The organism is Streptomyces sp. NPDC042364 (assembly GCF_056437585.1).
In genome coordinates this window covers 33,123-50,850 of record NZ_JBWKAJ010000009.1, presented here as the reverse complement: position 1 = coordinate 50,850, position 17,728 = coordinate 33,123, and the positions used below count along the sequence as shown (strand labels likewise).

16 protein-coding genes and 1 pseudogene are annotated in these 17,728 nt (G+C 71.4%); 14 read left to right on the top strand and 3 right to left on the bottom strand.

From position 1 onward, the window contains the following. Positions 1-199 precede the first annotated feature (199 nt). The 6 genes from dxr (at position 200) to AC067N_RS19590 (ending at position 7,619) form a co-directional block, all read left to right on the top strand. Positions 200-1,474, top strand: a complete 1,275-nt coding sequence (gene dxr / locus AC067N_RS19615) for a 1-deoxy-D-xylulose-5-phosphate reductoisomerase (RefSeq protein WP_478680164.1) — start codon at positions 200-202, stop codon at positions 1,472-1,474. Then, positions 1,471-2,775, top strand: a complete 1,305-nt coding sequence (locus tag AC067N_RS19610) for a M50 family metallopeptidase (protein WP_478680163.1) — start codon at positions 1,471-1,473, stop codon at positions 2,773-2,775. The genes dxr and AC067N_RS19610 overlap by 4 nt, the downstream gene beginning before the upstream one ends. Positions 2,776-2,963: 188 nt before the next feature. Then, positions 2,964-4,121 (top strand): flavodoxin-dependent (E)-4-hydroxy-3-methylbut-2-enyl-diphosphate synthase, encoded by a 1,158-nt coding sequence (gene ispG / locus AC067N_RS19605; RefSeq protein ID WP_478680162.1) that lies wholly within the window; start codon positions 2,964-2,966, stop codon positions 4,119-4,121. 207 nt (positions 4,122-4,328) lie between these two features. Beyond that, positions 4,329-5,183, top strand: a complete 855-nt coding sequence (locus AC067N_RS19600) for a GNAT family N-acetyltransferase (RefSeq protein WP_478680161.1) — start codon at positions 4,329-4,331, stop codon at positions 5,181-5,183. Positions 5,184-5,280: 97 nt separating this feature from the next. Beyond that, positions 5,281-5,811: a GNAT family N-acetyltransferase gene (locus AC067N_RS19595; protein ID WP_478680160.1), complete on the top strand. Its 531-nt coding sequence runs from the start codon at positions 5,281-5,283 to the stop codon at positions 5,809-5,811. 101 nt (positions 5,812-5,912) lie between these two features. After that, complete coding sequence (locus AC067N_RS19590) at positions 5,913-7,619, top strand: proline--tRNA ligase (protein WP_478680159.1); 1,707 nt, start codon at positions 5,913-5,915, stop codon at positions 7,617-7,619. Between the two features lie 145 nt (positions 7,620-7,764). Here the strand turns inward: AC067N_RS19590 and AC067N_RS19585 are convergent, their stop codons facing one another. The 3 genes from AC067N_RS19585 to AC067N_RS19575 are packed head-to-tail and all read right to left on the bottom strand — an operon-like array spanning position 7,765 to position 9,660. Further along, positions 7,765-8,694: an aminoglycoside phosphotransferase family protein gene (locus AC067N_RS19585; protein ID WP_478680158.1), complete on the bottom strand. Its 930-nt coding sequence runs from the start codon at positions 8,692-8,694 to the stop codon at positions 7,765-7,767. 28 nt (positions 8,695-8,722) lie between these two features. Further along, positions 8,723-9,178, bottom strand: coding sequence for a ferritin-like domain-containing protein (locus AC067N_RS19580; RefSeq protein WP_478680157.1), 456 nt, complete (start codon positions 9,176-9,178; stop codon positions 8,723-8,725). After that, the gene (locus tag AC067N_RS19575) at positions 9,175-9,660 is read right to left on the bottom strand and encodes a hypothetical protein (protein WP_478680372.1); all 486 of its coding nucleotides are present in this window, start codon (positions 9,658-9,660) and stop codon (positions 9,175-9,177) included. The genes AC067N_RS19580 and AC067N_RS19575 overlap by 4 nt, the downstream gene beginning before the upstream one ends. A 285-nt stretch (positions 9,661-9,945) precedes the next feature. Here AC067N_RS19575 and rimP point away from each other — a divergent pair, with 285 nt between their 5' ends. The 8 genes and pseudogenes from rimP to AC067N_RS19535 form a co-directional block, all read left to right on the top strand. Then, the gene (rimP, locus tag AC067N_RS19570; RefSeq protein WP_478680156.1) at positions 9,946-10,455 is read left to right on the top strand and encodes a ribosome maturation factor RimP; all 510 of its coding nucleotides are present in this window, start codon (positions 9,946-9,948) and stop codon (positions 10,453-10,455) included. A gap of 2 nt (positions 10,456-10,457) precedes the next feature. Further along, positions 10,458-11,444, top strand: coding sequence for a transcription termination factor NusA (gene nusA / locus AC067N_RS19565; protein WP_478680155.1), 987 nt, complete (start codon positions 10,458-10,460; stop codon positions 11,442-11,444). A 136-nt stretch (positions 11,445-11,580) separates the two neighbouring features. Beyond that, positions 11,581-11,859, top strand: a complete 279-nt coding sequence (locus AC067N_RS19560) for a YlxR family protein (protein WP_478680154.1) — start codon at positions 11,581-11,583, stop codon at positions 11,857-11,859. A 147-nt stretch (positions 11,860-12,006) separates the two neighbouring features. Continuing rightward, positions 12,007-15,066, top strand: coding sequence for a translation initiation factor IF-2 (infB, locus tag AC067N_RS19555; RefSeq protein ID WP_478680153.1), 3,060 nt, complete (start codon positions 12,007-12,009; stop codon positions 15,064-15,066). Positions 15,067-15,483: 417 nt separating this feature from the next. Then, complete coding sequence (locus AC067N_RS19550; RefSeq protein ID WP_055543214.1) at positions 15,484-15,777, top strand: DUF503 domain-containing protein; 294 nt, start codon at positions 15,484-15,486, stop codon at positions 15,775-15,777. A gap of 72 nt (positions 15,778-15,849) precedes the next feature. After that, positions 15,850-16,296, top strand: coding sequence for a 30S ribosome-binding factor RbfA (gene rbfA, locus AC067N_RS19545; protein ID WP_478680152.1), 447 nt, complete (start codon positions 15,850-15,852; stop codon positions 16,294-16,296). Next, a complete protein-coding gene (truB, locus tag AC067N_RS19540) occupies positions 16,293-17,204 on the top strand; it encodes a tRNA pseudouridine(55) synthase TruB (RefSeq protein ID WP_478680151.1) in 912 nt (303 codons plus the stop codon). Before rbfA ends, truB begins: the two co-directional genes overlap by 4 nt. A 258-nt stretch (positions 17,205-17,462) precedes the next feature. Beyond that, positions 17,463-17,683, top strand: a pseudogene (locus AC067N_RS19535) (hypothetical protein); the annotation flags it as partial. Between the last annotated feature and the right edge of the window lie 45 nt (positions 17,684-17,728).

Here is a 17,728-nt window from a genome sequence, read left to right as displayed (position 1 = left end):
GGACCTCGTTCACGACCGCCGTCATCCAGCAGCGATCGGCTGATACGACATTCGGATCAGCTGGGAAGAAGTCATATCACTCCGCCTTCACACCTGCTTCACAAACGGAGAAAGCGCATCGTCAAGGCACACCACCCGAAGTGGGCCAACGAGGGGCCGCGCGGTCCTGCCGGACACCGGATGCGGCAACAATGGGGGGATGAGTGACAGTCCCGCCCCTCTCGCCGATCCGCATCTCGTCTTCGACCCCGTCGACGGGGTGCGGGATGTGGTGATCCTCGGATCGACCGGCTCGATCGGCACCCAGGCCATCGACCTCGTCCTGCGCAACCCGGACCGCTTCCGGGTCACCGGGCTCTCCGCCGCAGGAGGGAGGGTGGAGCTGCTGGCCGAGCAGGCGCACCGGCTGCGGGTGCGCACCGTCGCCGTCGCCCGCGAGGACACCGTCCCCGCGCTGCGCGAGGCCCTGACCGCCGCGTACGCCGCCGGGGAGCCGCTCCCCGAGATCCTCGCGGGCCCCGGCGCCGCCGCCGAACTCGCCGCGTCCGACTGCCACACGGTGCTCAACGGCATCACCGGCTCCATCGGCCTCGCGCCCACCCTCGCCGCCCTGGAGGCGGGCCGCACCCTAGCGCTCGCCAACAAGGAGTCGCTCATCGTCGGCGGCCCGCTGGTGAAGGCGGTGGCCAAGCCCGGCCAGATCATCCCGGTCGACTCCGAGCACGCCGCCCTCTTCCAGGCCCTCGCCTGCGGCACCCGCGCCGATGTGCGCAAACTGGTCGTCACCGCCTCCGGCGGCCCGTTCCGGGGCCGTACCAGGGCGGAACTCGCGGACGTCACCCCCGCCGACGCCCTCGCGCACCCCACCTGGGCCATGGGCCCGGTCATCACGGTCAACTCCGCGACCCTCGTCAACAAGGGCCTGGAAGTCATCGAGGCGCACCTCCTCTACGACATTCCCTTCGATCGCATTGAGGTCGTCGTCCACCCCCAGTCGTATGTCCACTCGATGGTTGAGTTCACGGACGGATCGACAATGGCGCAGGCGACGCCCCCGGACATGCGCGGCCCCATCGCCATCGGCCTCGGCTGGCCGCAGCGCGTCCCCGGCGCCGCGCCCGCCTTCGACTGGACCAAGGCGTCCACCTGGGAGTTCTTCCCCCTCGACAACGACGCATTCCCCTCGGTCGGCCTCGCCCGGCACGTGGGCCGGCTCGCGGGCACGGCGCCGGCGGTGTTCAATGCGGCCAACGAGGAGTGCGTGGACGCGTTCCTGCACGGCGGTCTCCGGTTCGACGCGATCATGGAGACGGTGACCCGGGTCGTCGAGGAGCACGGCACCCCCGCCACGGGAACTTCCCTGACCGTGGCGGACGTCCTCGAAGCGGAGACCTGGGCGCGCGCCCGCGCCCGTGAACTGACCGGTTCCCCAGGCAAACCCACCGAGCGGACGACCGCGGAGGCCCGTGCATGACGACCCTGATGTTCATCCTCGGCATAGTGGTCTTCGTGATCGGCCTGGCCTTCTCGATCGCCTGGCACGAGCTGGGCCACTTCTCGACGGCCAAGCTCTTCGGCATCCGCGTGCCCCAGTTCATGGTGGGCTTCGGCCCGACCCTCTGGTCCCGCAGGAAGGGCGAGACGGAGTACGGCGTCAAGGCGATCCCGCTCGGCGGCTACATCCGCATGATCGGCATGATCCCGCCCGGCGACGACGGCCGCATCGAGAGCCGCTCCACCTCCCCGTGGCGCGGAATGATCGAGGACGCGCGCGAGGCCTCCTTCGAGGAACTCCAGCCCGGCGACGAGCAGCGCCTGTTCTACACGCGCAAGCCGTGGAAGCGCGTCATCGTGATGTTCGCCGGGCCCTTCATGAACCTGGTCCTCGCCGTCGTGATCTTCGTCGGCGTGATGATGTCCTTCGGCGCCAAGACCCAGACGACCACGGTCAGCAAGATCTCCGACTGCGTCATCTCCGCCAGCGAGAACCGGACCAAGTGCAAGGACGGCGACAAGGAGGCCCCCGCCAAGGCCGCCGGTCTCCAGCCCGGCGACAAGATCGTCGCGTTCGACGGCGAACCCGTCACGGACTGGTCGGCCCTCCAGACCGACATCCGCGACAACCCCGGCAAGAAGGTCACCCTCACCGTCGACCGCGACGGCGAGCGGGTCGACATCACACCCACCCTCATCAAGAACAAGGTCGCCCAGACCGACGGCGAGGGCGGCTACGTCGAGGACAAGTACGTCTCCGCCGGCTGGCTCGGCTTCACCCCCGCCAGCGCCATCGTCCCGCTCTCCTTCGGACAGTCCGTGGACCGCATGGGCGACATGATGGAGAACGGCGTCGAGTCCCTGATCTCCCTGCCCGCCAAGATCCCCGCCCTGTGGGACGCCACCTTCGGCGACGGCGAGCGCGCCGCGGACTCGCCCATGGGCGTGGTGGGCGCCGCCCGCGTCGGCGGCGAGATCTTCACCATGGACATCCCCGCCACCCAGCAGCTCGCCAGCTTCCTCATCCTGCTGGCCGGCTTCAACCTGTCCCTCTTCCTGTTCAACATGCTCCCGCTCCTCCCGCTCGACGGCGGCCACATCGCGGGCGCCCTGTGGGAGTCGGTGCGCCGGAACACGGCCAAGGTGCTGCGCCGCCCCGACCCCGGCCCCTTCGACGTGGCGAAGCTGATGCCCGTCGCGTACGTGGTGGCCGGCATCTTCATCTGCTTCACGCTCCTGGTCCTCATCGCGGACCTCGTGAACCCGGTGCGCATCTCGTAGCCACCCCGCGTTCACGGCGGCCGGGCACCCCGGGGTGCCCGGCCGATTCGCTGTCCGCCGCACCGCCCCTCCGCGAGGGGCCCCGGCCCGTGATGTGCCCGGACACAGGCCCGTACCGTAATCTCGAAGCCTGGAGCCCGCCCGTTCCGGGACCCGATCCTGATCCACAACTTGGGGTTGCACAGCAGATGACTGCGATTTCTCTCGGCATGCCGTCCGTTCCGACCAAGCTCGCCGAGCGCCGGAAGAGCCGGCAGATCCAGGTCGGGTCCGTGGCCGTCGGCGGAGACGCACCGGTCTCGGTCCAGTCCATGACGACCACGCGTACGTCCGACATCGGCGCCACGCTCCAGCAGATCGCCGAGCTGACGGCCTCCGGCTGCCAGATCGTCCGGGTCGCCTGCCCCACGCAGGACGACGCCGACGCCCTGCCCGTCATCGCCAGGAAGTCGCAGATCCCGGTCATCGCCGACATCCACTTCCAGCCGAAGTACGTGTTCGCCGCGATCGAGGCCGGCTGCGCCGCCGTCCGCGTCAACCCCGGCAACATCAAGCAGTTCGACGACAAGGTCAAGGAGATCGCCAAGGCGGCGAGCGACCACGGCACCCCGATCCGCATCGGCGTCAACGCCGGCTCCCTCGACCGCCGCCTCCTCCAGAAGTACGGCAAGGCCACCCCCGAGGCCCTGGTCGAGTCCGCCCTCTGGGAGGCCTCCCTCTTCGAGGAGCACGGCTTCCGGGACATCAAGATCTCGGTCAAGCACAACGACCCCGTCGTCATGGTCAACGCCTACCGCCAGCTCGCCGCCCAGTGCGACTACCCCCTCCACCTCGGCGTCACCGAGGCGGGACCCGCCTTCCAGGGCACGATCAAGTCCGCCGTGGCCTTCGGCGCACTCCTCTCCGAGGGCATCGGCGACACCATCCGCGTGTCCCTCTCCGCGCCCCCGGTGGAGGAGGTCAAGGTCGGCAACCAGATCCTGGAGTCCCTCAACCTCAGGCAGCGCGGCCTGGAGATCGTCTCCTGCCCCTCCTGCGGGCGCGCCCAGGTCGACGTCTACAAGCTCGCCGAGGAGGTCACCGCCGGCCTCACCGGCATGGAGGTCCCCCTCCGCGTCGCCGTCATGGGCTGCGTCGTCAACGGCCCCGGCGAGGCCCGGGAGGCCGACCTCGGCGTCGCCTCCGGCAACGGCAAGGGCCAGATCTTCGTCAAGGGCGAGGTCATCAAGACCGTCCCCGAGTCCAAGATCGTCGAGACCCTCATCGAAGAGGCCATGAAGATCGCCGAGGAGATGGAGAAGTCCGGCGTCGCCTCGGGCGAGCCGACGGTGGCGGTAGCGGGCTGAGGCCGCGGGCGCCCCACGGGGGATTCGGGGCGCCGCAGGCCCGTTTCGAGGGCCGCAGGCCCCTCGAGGGGCGCGGGAACTGCGCGACGAGCCACGACGTACCCGCACCCGCCGGAGCACGCGTACCCCCGAGCTCAAGGGCGCCCGTCACAGCCCCGCAGGGTATCGTGCGGAAACCAGCGCAGACCAAGGGTGAGGCCCCCGCACGTGTTGACCCAGACCACCACCCGGGTCCTCGAACCGAGTGACCTGGACGCCGCACTCGCCGTCCTCGACCGCGAGCCCGTCGCGAACGCCTTCGTGACCTCCCGCGTCCAGGTCGCCGGCCTGGACCCCTGGCGGCTCGGCGGCGAGATGTGGGGCTGGTACGAGGACGGCGCCCTCACCTCCCTCTGCTACGCCGGCGCCAACCTCGTCCCCATCTGCGCCACCCCCCGCGCGGTCCGCGCCTTCGCCGACCGCGCCCGCCGGGCCGGCCGCCGCTGCTCCTCGCTCGTCGGCCCCGCCGAACCCACCGCCCAGCTCTGGCGCCTGCTGGAGCCCAGCTGGGGGCCCGCCCGCGAGGTCCGCGCCCACCAGCCGCTGATGGTCACCGACCGGCTGCCCGACCCCGCCGATATCACCCCCGACCCGTACGTCCGCCGGATCCGCAAGGACGAGATGGAAACGATCATGCCGGCGTGCGTGGCGATGTTCACCGAGGAGGTCGGCGTCTCCCCGATGGCCGGTGACGGCGGCCTCCTCTACCAGGCCCGCGTCGCCGAACTCGTCGGCTCCGGCCGCTCCTTCGCCCGCCTCGACGCCGACGGACGCGTCCTCTTCAAGGCCGAGATCGGCGCCGCCACCCCGCAGGCCTGCCAGATCCAGGGCGTCTGGGTCGCCCCCGAGTACCGCGGCCGGGGCCTGGCCGCCCCCGGCATGGCGGCGGTCCTCCGCTACGCGCTCGCCGACGTGGCCCCTCTGGTCAGCCTCTACGTCAACGACTTCAACACCGCGGCGCGGCGCACCTATCGAAGGGTGGGCTTCCGGGAAGTGGGCGAGTTCATGAGCGTCCTCTTCTGACGGAGGCCGACCCGGCCGGGCCGCGGGGAACCGCACGGCCGGCCACATGCGACCGGCACCCGGCGGACCGGGCGAACCCCCCTGTAGCATCCGCAACATGAGCCTCGTCATCGGCCCCCTGGACCTCTCCGCCCACGTGGACGAGGCCCTGGCCGTCCAAGCAGTGGCGTTCGGTCTCGGCCCCGACGAGGTGGCCGTACGCCGCCAGATCGTCCTGCGCCACATGACCTACCCCGGAGCGAGGGCACTCGGCGCCACGGCCAGCGGCCGCCTCGTCGGGTTCGTCTACGGCATGCCCAACGACCGCACCCACTGGTGGTCCACCGTCGTGGAGCCCTACCTCCGCGCCCGGGGCCACGAGGACTGGCTGGACGACTCCTTCGTGATCACCGAGCTGCACGTCCACCCCGCCTACCAGAACCGCGGTGTCGGCCGCTCCCTGATCACCACCATCACCGACGGCGCGACCGAGCCCCGCTCGATCCTCTCCGCGATCGACATCGAGAGCCCCGCCCGGGGCCTGTACCGCTCCCTCGGCTACGAGGACCTCGCCCGCCAGGTCCTGTTCCCCAGCGCCCCGCGGCCCTACGCCGTCATGGGCGCCCCCCTGCCCCTGCGCCGCAGGTAGCCGCCGTACCGGCCACGCCCGCCACCGCCGGATTTCCACGGTCCCCCGCCCCCCGGCTAACCTCCTGCCATCAACCGATCCGCAGCAGGAGTACGAGAACCATGGCGAACGCACCGGTCCAGCGCATGTCCCAGTTGATGGCGAAGACGCTGCGCGACGACCCGGCGGACGCCGAGGTACTCAGCCACAAGCTGCTGGTCCGCGCCGGCTACGTCCGCCGCACCGCGGCCGGCGTGTGGACCTGGCTGCCCCTCGGCAAGCGGGTCCTCGCCAACGTGGAGCGGATCGTCCGCGAGGAGATGGACGCGATCGGCGCCCAGGAGGTGCTGCTCCCCGCCCTGCTGCCGAAGGAGCCCTACGAGGCGACCGGCCGCTGGGACGAGTACGGCCCGGAGCTGTTCCGCCTGCAGGACCGCAAGGGCGGCGACTACCTCCTCGGCCCCACCCACGAGGAGATCTTCACGCTGATCGTGAAGGACCAGGCGTCCTCCTACAAGGACCTGCCGGTGATCCTCTACCAGATCCAGACGAAGTTCCGCGACGAGGCCCGCCCCCGCGCCGGCATCCTGCGCGGCCGTGAGTTCCTGATGAAGGACTCCTACTCCTTCGACCTGGAGGACGAGGGCCTCGCCCGGTCGTACGCCCTGCACCGCCAGGCGTACCAGAAGGTGTTCGAGCGCCTGGGCCTCGACTACCGCATCTGCGCCGCCACCGCGGGCGCGATGGGCGGCTCCAAGTCGGAGGAGTTCCTGGCCCCGGCCGGCGCCGGCGAGGACACCTTCGCGGACTGCCCCAACTGCGACTTCGCCGCCAACACCGAGGCGATCACCTACGAGTTGAAGCCGGTGGACGCCGACGGCGTGCCCGCGCTCGAGGAGATCCCGACCCCCGACACCCCCACCATCGAGACCCTCGCCGCCCACCTCGGCGTCCCGGCCTCCGCCACCCTGAAGAACCTCCTGGTGAAGGTCGACGGCGAGATCGTCGCCATCGGCGTGCCCGGTGACCGCGAGGTCGACATGGGCAAGGTCGAGGCGCACTTCGCCCCGGCGGTCGTCGAGATGGTCACCGAGGACGACTTCGCCGCCAACCCCGGGCTGGTCCGCGGCTACGTCGGCCCGCAGGGCCTCGGCGAGAAGGTCACGTACGTCGCCGACCCGCGGGTGGCCCCCGGCACCTCCTGGATCACCGGCGCCAACAAGGACGGCATGCACGCGAAGAACGTGGTCGCGGGCCGTGACTTCGAGGTCGGCACGTACGTCGACGTCGTGGTCGTCCAGGAGGGCGACCCGTGCCCGAAGTGCGGCACCGGCCTGAAGCTGGACCGCGCCATCGAGATCGGCCACATCTTCCAGCTCGGCCGCAAGTACGCCGACGCCCTCAAGCTCGACGTCCTCGGCCAGAACGGCAAGCCCGTCCGCGTCACCATGGGCTCGTACGGCATCGGTGTCTCCCGCGCGGTCGCGGCCCTCGCCGAGCAGACCGCCGACGACAAGGGCCTGTGCTGGCCCGCCGAGGTCGCTCCCGCCGACGTGCACGTGGTCGCCGCGGGCAAGGCCCTCCAGACCGAACTCGCCCTGGAGGTCTCCCAGCGGCTGCGGGACGCCGGCCTGCGTGTCCTCGTCGACGACCGCGCCGGGGTCTCCCCGGGCGTGAAGTTCACCGACTCCGAGCTCATCGGCGTCCCGAAGATCCTCGTGGCCGGACGCCGTTCGGCCGAGGGCGTCCTGGAGCTGAAGGACCGCCGCACCGGCGAGCGCGAGGAACTGACGGTCGACGAGGCGATCGCCCGGCTCACGGCAGTCTGAGCCCGGCCCCGGACCGTGTGTGGGTTCTCCCGGACCGTTCCCCGACCGTAGGGCGTGACCGAACGTCACTACGGAGGGGAACGGTCACGGCGTCCGGAGTACGCGGCGCCGTCGCGGACGCCCGCGGAGCGCGGGACCGCCGGCGTCAGAGCCAGCCGGCGAACTCCAGCAGCAACTCCGCGTCGCGCGGACGCCCCACCCGCCGGGCCCGCACCCCGGACTCCACGGCCCGGAACAACGTCCACCCCCGCAACCGGTCCTGGTCCACGTCCAGCGACTCGGCCAGCTTCTTCACCCGCCGCCGTGTCGTCGCCGCCCCGGACGGCGAGGCGATCAGATCCTCCACCCGGTCCCGCACCAGCCGCGCCAGATCGAACGCGCACTCCCCGACCACCGGATCAGGCCCCACCGCCAGCCACGGCAACCGCTCCCCGGCCAGCACCTTGCTCTGCCGGAACGTCCCGTGCAGCAACCGCTCCTCGGGAGCGGAGGCGAGCAGTCCCTCCCGTGCGGCGAGAGCGGCCCCGACCAGCGACCGGACCTCCCCGTCGGCCTCGGCGCTCACGCGCATCGCCTCGGCCTGACGCCCCGTCCGCTCGCCCACGGTCTCGAACACATGCGCCTCGGGCGGCTCGACCCACAACCGGCGCAACGTGGCCGCCGCCTCCAGCAGCGCCTTGGCCTCGGGCAACGACCGCACCGACATGTCCGGACGCAGACGCTCCAGAAGCAGCACGCCCTGACTGTCGCCAGGGTTCAGCAACTGCACCGCCCCCCGCCCGTCCCAGTGGGCGAGCGCCGCCCGCTCGCTCTCCGGCCGCGCCCGCCCGGGCGCCAGCTTCAGGACGGCGGGGGTGCCGTCGATCTGCCGTACCAGGACCACCAGACTGCTGCGGCCGCCGGGTGCCTGCACCCGCTCGATGGTCAACTCGCGTAGATCAAGGGCCTGTTGAAGGATTTCGGGCAGATGCGACAGCCACTCCTGGGCACCGTCGCCGCCGCCCTGCCGGGTCTCGGCAAGCGCTCGCACAAGCCGCTGCGGCGGTTCGAAAGCCTCGAAAGCCCTGCGCGTCATGTGCGAGTCGTTCCCTTCCAGGCCGTGATCAGGTGCGCGGTGCCGCCGACGCGGTGGCACCGGCCGCCCGCTCGGCGAGACCAGGGAAGGCTACGCTTCGGCCGCGCCACCTGACCGCCCGCACCGCCGCTTCCCGCAGTGCCTCGGCCGCCGAGGCCCGCCGGCGGCCCGTCGCCGCCCGCACCAGGTCGGAGTACACCCCGGCCACCCGCTCCTCCAGCTCAACGGCGAGCCGTACGGCGGAGTCCGCGTCCGTCACCGGGAACGGCAGGGCGTAGGCGGCGGCCGATGCCTCGGGCCTGCCGTCGAGGTCCCGTACGGCCCGCGTGAGGAAGTCGCGCCGGGCCCGGTGGGCGTCGTACGCCTCCCGTGCCTCGCCCTTCCGCGCGTCACCGATCTTCCCGCCGACGATCCCGTAGCCGTACACGGCGGCGTGCTCGGCTCCGAGCGCCGCCTGCATCGCCTTCAGCTCCGCGCCGTTCACTTCGCACCCTCCGTCAACACGTACGCGTGCCCGGCCCCCGCCGCGGCCACCGACGCCATCAGCCGGGCCAGCTCGCCCGGCACCTCCAGCAACGCCCTGCCCCGCCGGTCGGCGAGCTTCCGCTCGGCGGCCGCCAGCCCGGCGAGTGCGGCCTTCGGTTCGGCCGGCACCGGGTCGGGCTCGCCGGAGGGCGAGGCGGACGCCGACGGCGAGGGGGAAGCGGACGGCTTCGCCGAGCGCTTCCCGCCACCGAACGCCTCAGCGTGGCGTACGGCCTCCGCCCGCAGCGGCGTCAGCAGTCCGGCCAGGTCCGGGTGGGCGGCGATGACGGCGTCGTACCGCTCCACGAGAGCCTCGCTGTCCCGAGCCGCCCGAGCCCGCGCCTGCTCCGCCGCCGACGGACTCCCCCCGGCCTCATTCGGCCCCTCACCCCCGGCCGAGCACCCCACGAGCAGGCCCAGACCCGCGGCCCCGGCGAGCAAACTCCTTCTGCGCGGCCCCGACTGGGCGCGCGACGGCAGGCTGAACGACACAGCAGACGTCCTAAGGGGGGTCGTACGAACAAAAGAGCGGTGCGATCACGTTACCCGGCCACGCCACGCGAGGGGCGCGGGGAACCGCGCGACCGGCCGCGGACAACCCGCACGCGCCAACGGACCGCGTCGCCCGAACGGGCAGGTGGACGGCAACACCCCGGCGGAGCGGCTACCCTTTGACCTGACACGCGCCCTACCCACAACAGCACACGCGGCCGAGGAGTCACCCGGATGAGCACCACCCAGAGCGAGAGGCTGCGAGAGCTGCTGGAACCCCTCGTACGCTCCCAGGGTCTGGACCTCGAAGAGATCGCCGTGGACGCGGTCGGCCGCAAGCGGGTGCTGCGTGTGGTCGTCGACTCGGACGAGGGCGCCGATCTGGACGCGGTCGCCGACGTCAGCCGCGCACTCTCGGCCAAGCTGGACGAGACGGACGCGATGGGCCAGGCGGAGTACACCCTGGAGGTCGGCACGCCGGGCGCCGAGCGTGCCCTCACCGAGCACCGCCACTACCGCAGGGCCGTGGACCGGTTGGTGAAGTTCCAACTCCGCGAGGGCGGGGAACTGATCGCCAGAATCCTGACCGTGGACGACGACGGCCTCGACCTCGAGGTGCCCGGAGTGAAGGGCCGCAAGGCCACCACCCGCAGGATCGCCTTCGACGAGATCGACAGGGCCCGCGTCCAGGTCGAGTTCAACCGCAAGGACAAGAAGGACATGAAGGAAGAGGAGGAGGCGTAGCCGTGGACATCGACATGAGTGCCCTCAGGGGCTTGGTACGGGAGAAGGAGATCTCCTTCGACCTGCTCGTCGAGGCGATCGAGGCGGCCCTCCTCATCGCCTACCACCGCACCGAGGGAAGCCGCCGCCACGCGCGCGTGGAGCTCAACCGGGAGACCGGCCATGTGACCGTGTGGGCGAAGGAGGACCCCGAGGACCTGGAGGAGGGGCAGGAGGCGCGCGAGTTCGACGACACCCCGTCGGACTTCGGCCGTATCGCCGCCACCACCGCCAAGCAGGTGATCCTCCAGCGTCTGCGGGACGCGGAGGACGACGCGACGCTCGGCGAGTACGCCGGCCGTGAGGGCGACATCGTCACCGGTGTGGTCCAGCAGGGCCGCGACCCGAAGAACGTGCTCGTCGACATCGGCAAGCTGGAGGCCATCCTGCCCGTGCAGGAGCAGGTCCCGGGTGAGACCTACCCGCACGGCATGCGGCTCCGGTCGTACGTCGTCCGGGTGGCGAAGGGTGTACGCGGTCCGTCCGTCACCCTTTCGCGTACGCACCCCAATCTGGTGAAGAAGCTCTTCGCCCTGGAGGTGCCGGAGATCGCCGACGGGTCCGTCGAGATCGCCGCCATCGCACGTGAGGCCGGTCACCGTACGAAGATCGCCGTCAGGTCCACCCGTTCGGGCCTGAACGCCAAGGGCGCCTGCATCGGCCCCATGGGCGGGCGGGTGCGCAATGTCATGGGCGAGCTGAACGGCGAGAAGATCGACATCGTCGACTGGTCCGACGACCCGGCCGAGATGGTCGCCAACGCCCTCTCCCCGGCCCGGGTCTCCAAGGTCGAGGTGGTGGACCTCGCGGCCCGCTCCGCGCGGGTCACGGTCCCCGACTACCAGCTGTCGCTGGCGATCGGCAAGGAGGGCCAGAACGCCCGCCTGGCCGCCCGTCTCACCGGCTGGCGCATCGACATCCGTCCGGACACCGAGCAGCCGTCCGCGTAGCCCCACAGGAGCGGTCGGCGCATGATCGGGAATAGATCCAAGCCGCAGGTCGCTTAGATCACGTCAGTTATAGCGCGGCAACTGTTCGATTCTTGCCCCACGGGGGTGAGGTCGGTACGGGGAGGTAGACTTAGCAGTGTCTGGCCGGACGCATGCCCGCGCATGCCCTGAGCGCACCTGTGTGGGCTGCAGGCAGCGAGCGGCCAAGACCCTGCTGCTGCGAGTCGTGGCGATCGAGGACGAATGCGTCCCCGATCATCGCGGTACGCTGCCCGGCCGGGGTGCGTACATCCACCCCGCCCTGGTCTGTCTCGACCTGGCGGTTCGCCGCCGGGCGTTCCCACGGGCGCTCCGTGCCCCGGGACCGCTCGACACCGCGGCGTTGCGCCGCACCGTCGAGCAGGCAACACAGTAAGACGCGTCGCATGGAACCCCCGTGCGGCCCTGGTACCCCGCGAGTTGGAAGTAGGTCGAGATTGCGATGAGCACTCGATGAGCACGCGATGAGTACGCCCATGAAGTAGCGACGGTCCGGCGTCAACCCGGACCTAAAAGGAGCGAAGTGGCTAAGGTCCGGGTATACGAACTCGCCAAGGAGTTCGGGGTTGAGAGCAAGGTCGTCATGGCCAAGCTCCAAGAGCTCGGTGAATTCGTCCGTTCGGCGTCCTCGACGATCGAGGCGCCTGTAGTACGCAAGCTGACTGACGCCCTCCAGCAGGGCAGCGGTGGCGGCAAGCCCGCCCCGCGCAAGGCCCCGGCACGTCCGGCGGCCCCCTCTCCCGCGCAGGCCGCCCGTCCGGCTGCCCCGCGTCCGGGTCCGGCGGCTCCGAAGCCGCCCGCCGCGGAGAGGCCCGCGGCCCCGACCCCGGGTCCGCGTCCCGTGCCCGGCCCGAAGCCGCCGACGCCGAAGCCCGCTCCGGCCTCCCCGGCTCCGAGCGTGCCCGAGTTCCAGGCGCCTCCGTCGGCTCCGGCCGCCCCGTCCCCGCGTCCGGGCTCCCGTCCCGGCCCGGGTGCTCCGCGCCCCGGTGGCCAGCAGCGTCCCTCCGGCCCCGGCCAGGAGCGTCAGGCCCCCCGCCCCGGCGGTCAGCGTCCCGGCGGTGCCGGTGCGCCCAAGCCCGGCGGCGCCCGTCCGGCGGGTCCGCGTCCGGGTAACAACCCCTTCACCTCCGGTGGCTCCACCGGTATGGGCCGCCCGCAGGCGCCCCGTCCCGGCGGTGCGCCGCGTCCCGGTGGCCCCGGTGCCCCCGGTCCGCGTCCGCAGGCTCCCGGCCAGGCCCCCCGTCCGCAGGGTGCTGCCGGTGGCGGTCCGCGTCCCCAGGCTCCGGGCGGTCCCCGTCCGACGCCGGGTGGCATGCCGCGTCCGCAGGGCGGTCCCCGTCCCGGCGGTGGCCCCGGCGGCCCGCGTCCGAACCCCGGCATGATGCCGCAGCGTCCCGCTGCCGGCCCGCGCCCCGGTGGCGGCGGTCCCGGTGGCCGTGGTCCCGGTGGCGGCGGTCGTCCCGGTGGCGGCGCCGGTCGTCCGGGTGGCGGCGGCTTCGCCGGCCGTCCCGGTGGTGGCGGCGGCGGTTTCGCCGGTCGTCCCGGTGCTCCCGGTGGTGGCGGCGGCTTCGCCGGTCGTCCCGGTGGTCCGGGTGCGGGTGGCGGCGGTCGTCCCGGCTTCGGTGGCCGTCCCGGTGGTCCGGGTGCCCGTGGTGGCACGCAGGGCGCCTTCGGCCGTCCCGGCGGTCCGGCTCGCCGTGGCCGCAAGTCGAAGCGGCAGAGGCGCCAGGAGTACGAGGCCATGCAGGCCCCGTCGGTCGGCGGCGTGATGCTGCCTCGCGGCAACGGCGAGTCCATTCGCCTGTCGCGCGGTGCGTCGCTCACCGACTTCGCGGAGAAGATCAACGCCAACCCGGCGTCGCTCGTCGCGGTCATGATGAACCTCGGCGAGATGGTCACCGCGACCCAGTCCGTCTCCGACGAGACGCTCCAGCTCCTCGCCGACGAGATGAACTACACGGTTCAGATCGTCAGCCCGGAGGAGGAGGACCGCGAGCTGCTCGAGTCCTTCGACCTGGAGTTCGGCGAGGACGAGGGCGACGAGGACGACCTGGTCGTCCGCCCGCCGGTCGTCACCGTCATGGGTCACGTCGACCACGGTAAGACCCGACTGCTCGACGCCATCCGCAAGACGAACGTCATCGCGGGCGAGGCCGGCGGCATCACCCAGCACATCGGTGCCTACCAGGTGGCGACCGAGGTCAACGACGAAGAGCGCAAGATCACCTTCATCGACACCCCGGGTCACGAGGCGTTCACCGCCATGCGTGCCCGTGGTGCCCGGTCGACGGACATCGCGATCCTGGTCGTCGCGGCCAACGACGGCGTCATGCCGCAGACGGTCGAGGCGCTCAACCACGCCAAGGCGGCCGAGGTCCCGATCGTCGTCGCGGTCAACAAGATCGACGTCGAGGGCGCGGACCCGACCAAGGTGCGCGGTCAGCTGACCGAGTACGGCCTGGTGGCCGAGGAGTACGGCGGCGACACGATGTTCGTCGACATCTCCGCCAAGCAGGGTCTGCACATCGACTCGCTGCTGGAAGCGGTCATCCTGACCGCCGACGCCTCGCTCGACCTGCGGGCCAACCCGAAGCAGGACGCGCAGGGCATCTCCATCGAGTCCCGCCTCGACCGCGGCCGCGGTGCCGTGGCGACGGTCCTCGTCCAGCGAGGCACGCTGCGGGTCGGCGACACGATGGTGGTCGGCGACGCGTACGGCCGCGTCCGTGCCATGCACGACGACAACGGCAACAACGTGCTCGAGGCGGGCCCGTCGACGCCGGTGCAGGTCCTGGGTCTCACCAACGTCCCGGGTGCGGGCGACAACTTCATCGTCGTGGACGAGGACCGTACGGCCCGTCAGATCGCCGAGAAGCGCGCCGCCCGTGAGCGCAACGCCGCGTTCGCCAAGCGCACGCGCCGTGTCTCCCTCGAGGACCTGGACAAGGTGCTCAAGGCCGGCGAGGTCCAGCAGCTCAACCTCATCATCAAGGGTGACGCTTCTGGTTCCGTCGAGGCCCTGGAGTCGTCCCTGCTCCAGCTGGACGTCGGCGAAGAGGTCGACATCCGCGTCCTGCACCGCGGCGTCGGTGCGGTCACGGAGTCCGACATCGACCTGGCGATGGGCTCCGACGCCATCGTGATCGGCTTCAACGTGCGCGCCGCCGGGCGTGCGCAGCAGATGGCCGAGCGCGAGGGTGTGGACGTCCGCTACTACTCGGTCATCTACCAGGCGATCGAGGAGATCGAGGCGGCCCTCAAGGGCATGCTCAAGCCGGAGTACGAAGAGGTCGAGCTCGGTACGGCGGAGATCCGCGAGGTCTTCAAGTCGTCCAAGCTGGGCAACATCGCGGGTGTTCTCATCCGCTCCGGCGAGGTCAAGCGGAACACCAAGGCCCGCCTCATCCGCGACGGCAAGGTCGTCGCGGAGAACCTCAACATCGAGGGCCTGCGTCGCTTCAAGGACGACGTCACCGAGATCCGCGAGGGCTTCGAGGGTGGTATCAACCTCGGAAACTTCAACGACATCAAGGTGGACGACGTCATCGCGACGTACGAGATGCGCGAGAAGCCGCGGGCGTAAGCCCGAGGTTCATGCCGGCCGGGGGTGCGTGGGCACCGCCGGCCGGTGTGGCCGTTTTCCGGGGGCTGCCGCCCCCGGGCCCCCTTCTTTGAGAAGAGGGGGGTGGATCGGTTGTCGTGAGACTGCCGGTCGGATGTGGCTTGTCGCGCAGTTCCCCGCGCCCCTGAAAAGCACGGGCTGCGCCCTGTGCTTTTCATATGGAGGTGGGCCGCAGGCCCAAACCTTCAGGGGCGCGGGGAACTGCGCGAACAGCCCCCACCCACCCGCACCCCCCGCCAACGCACCCGCACCCCCGACCCACTGGGCGCCCGATATCCCGTCGAGCCGCACAGCAGGTTCGGGGTACGGTTCTGATGTTCCTGCCCGGACACGGCGCAGGCCATCTACCCCGGCCCGGCGGGTTAACCGGCTACACACATGTACGTGGGGACTCTGTCCTTCGACCTCCTGCTCGGCGACGTACGGTCGCTGAAGGAGAAGCGTTCCGTCGTCCGCCCGATCGTGGCCGAGCTCCAGCGGAAGTTCGCGGTGAGCGTGGCGGAGGTCGACCATATGGATCTCCACCGCCGGGCCGTCATCGGGCTGGCGGTGGTCTCCGGTGACACGGGACATCTGACCGACGTGCTGGACCGGTGCGAGCGGCTGGTCGCCGGTCGTCCCGAGGTGGAACTGCTCTCGGTCAGACGGCGGCTGCACGGCGACGACGACTAGACCGGTCGCGGAGCCGGATCGCAGACAATTCAGGAAACAGCGGTAACGCAGAACGAGCTAGGAGACGGACCAGTGGCCGACAACGCGCGCGCCAAGAGGCTGGCGGACCTCATCCGAGAGGTGGTGGCCCAGAAGCTGCTGCGTGGGATCAAGGACCCGCGGCTCGGCTCACACGTCACCATCACGGACACCCGGGTCACCGGGGACCTGCGGGAGGCGACCGTCTTCTACACGGTGTACGGGGACGAGGAGGAGCGGAAGGCCGCCGCCGCGGGGCTGGAGAGCGCCAAGGGCATCCTCCGCTCCGAGGTCGGCCGAGCCGCCGGCGTGAAGTTCACGCCGACCCTCACCTTCGTGGCCGACGCCCTTCCCGACACCGCCCGGACCATCGACGACCTCCTCGACAAGGCGCGCGCCTCGGACGCCAAGGTGCGTGAGAGCGCGTCGGGAGCGCAGTACGCCGGTGAGGCCGACCCGTACCGGAAGCCGGGCGACGACGAGGACGACGCCGCCGAATGACCCAGCGCCAGAAGACCACCACGCCCGACGGACTTGTCATCGTCGACAAGCCGTCGGGCTTCACTTCGCACGACGTCGTGGCCAAGATGCGGGGCATCGCACGGACCCGCCGGGTCGGGCACGCGGGCACCCTGGACCCCATGGCCACGGGCGTGCTCGTCCTCGGCGTGGAGAAGGCCACCAAGCTCCTCGGCCATCTCGCGCTCACCGAGAAGGAGTACCTGGGCACCATCCGGCTCGGGCAGACCACCGTCACCGACGACGCCGAGGGCGAGATCACGGCGTCGGTCGACGCGTCGAAGGTCACCCGCGACGCCGTCGACGCCGGGATCGCCAAACTGTCCGGCGACATCATGCAGGTGCCGTCCAAGGTCAGCGCCATCAAGATCAACGGCGTGCGCTCGTACAAGCGCGCCAGGGACGGCGAGGACTTCGACATCCCCGCCCGGCCCGTCACCGTCTCCTCCTTCGCCGTGTACGACATCCGCGACGCCGTCGCCGAGGACGGCACCCCCGTCCTCGACCTGGTGGTGTCGGTGGTGTGCTCCTCCGGGACGTACATCCGGGCCCTCGCCCGCGACCTGGGCGCCGACCTCGGTGTCGGCGGTCACCTCACCGCACTGCGCCGCACCCGCGTCGGGCCGTACAAGCTGGACTCGGCCCGGACCCTCGACCAGCTCCAGGAGGAGCTGACCGTGATGCCGATCGCCGAGGCGGCCGCCGCCGCGTTCCCCCGCTGGGACGTGGACACCAAGCGGGCCCGGCTGCTGCTGAACGGTGTGCGCCTGGAGATGCCGGAGGAGTACGCCGAGGCCGGGCCGGTGGCGGTCTTCGACGCCGACGGCCGCTTCCTGGCCCTGGTGGAGAACGTGAAGGGCAAGGCCAAGAGCCTGGCGGTCTTCGGCTGAGGCGCGGGCAGCGCCTTCCGAGGAGTGTGGAGCGACGGTCACGGGGTTGCTGTTCCCGCCGCTCCACGGTCCCCCCTCGGTTCCCCCACCCAGAGGTGTATCCACCCGCTCACGTCCATTCACCCCTTCGAGCAGGCGCTCGGAGTGAACCGAGGGAGCGGAAGGGGGCGCGTTCGCCGAGCGCTCTCTCCTGCTGATCTTCGCTTGCCTACCGTCGGAACACAGGTACGACCGGGAGCCGTACAACCGCCGGGGGGCGCCCTCGGCAACCTGACGGAGACGCTCGTGGACTGCGCGTACCGGCGCGGGGACGAGCTGCTCGCCGTACTGGCCGAGGAGGAGCCGTCGGCGCTGTGCCGGGGCGTGGGCCGGCGCACGACGCGCGTCCGGCGCGGCGGGTGGCGGCGCTGGAGTACGGGCTGCGGGCGGCGCCCCACGCGCCCGCCGACCGTGAGCTGCTCCGCCGCACCGCCCCCGCCACATCCCGGGCTTCGCGGAGCTGGTGGCGGGCTGGCTCAGCTCAC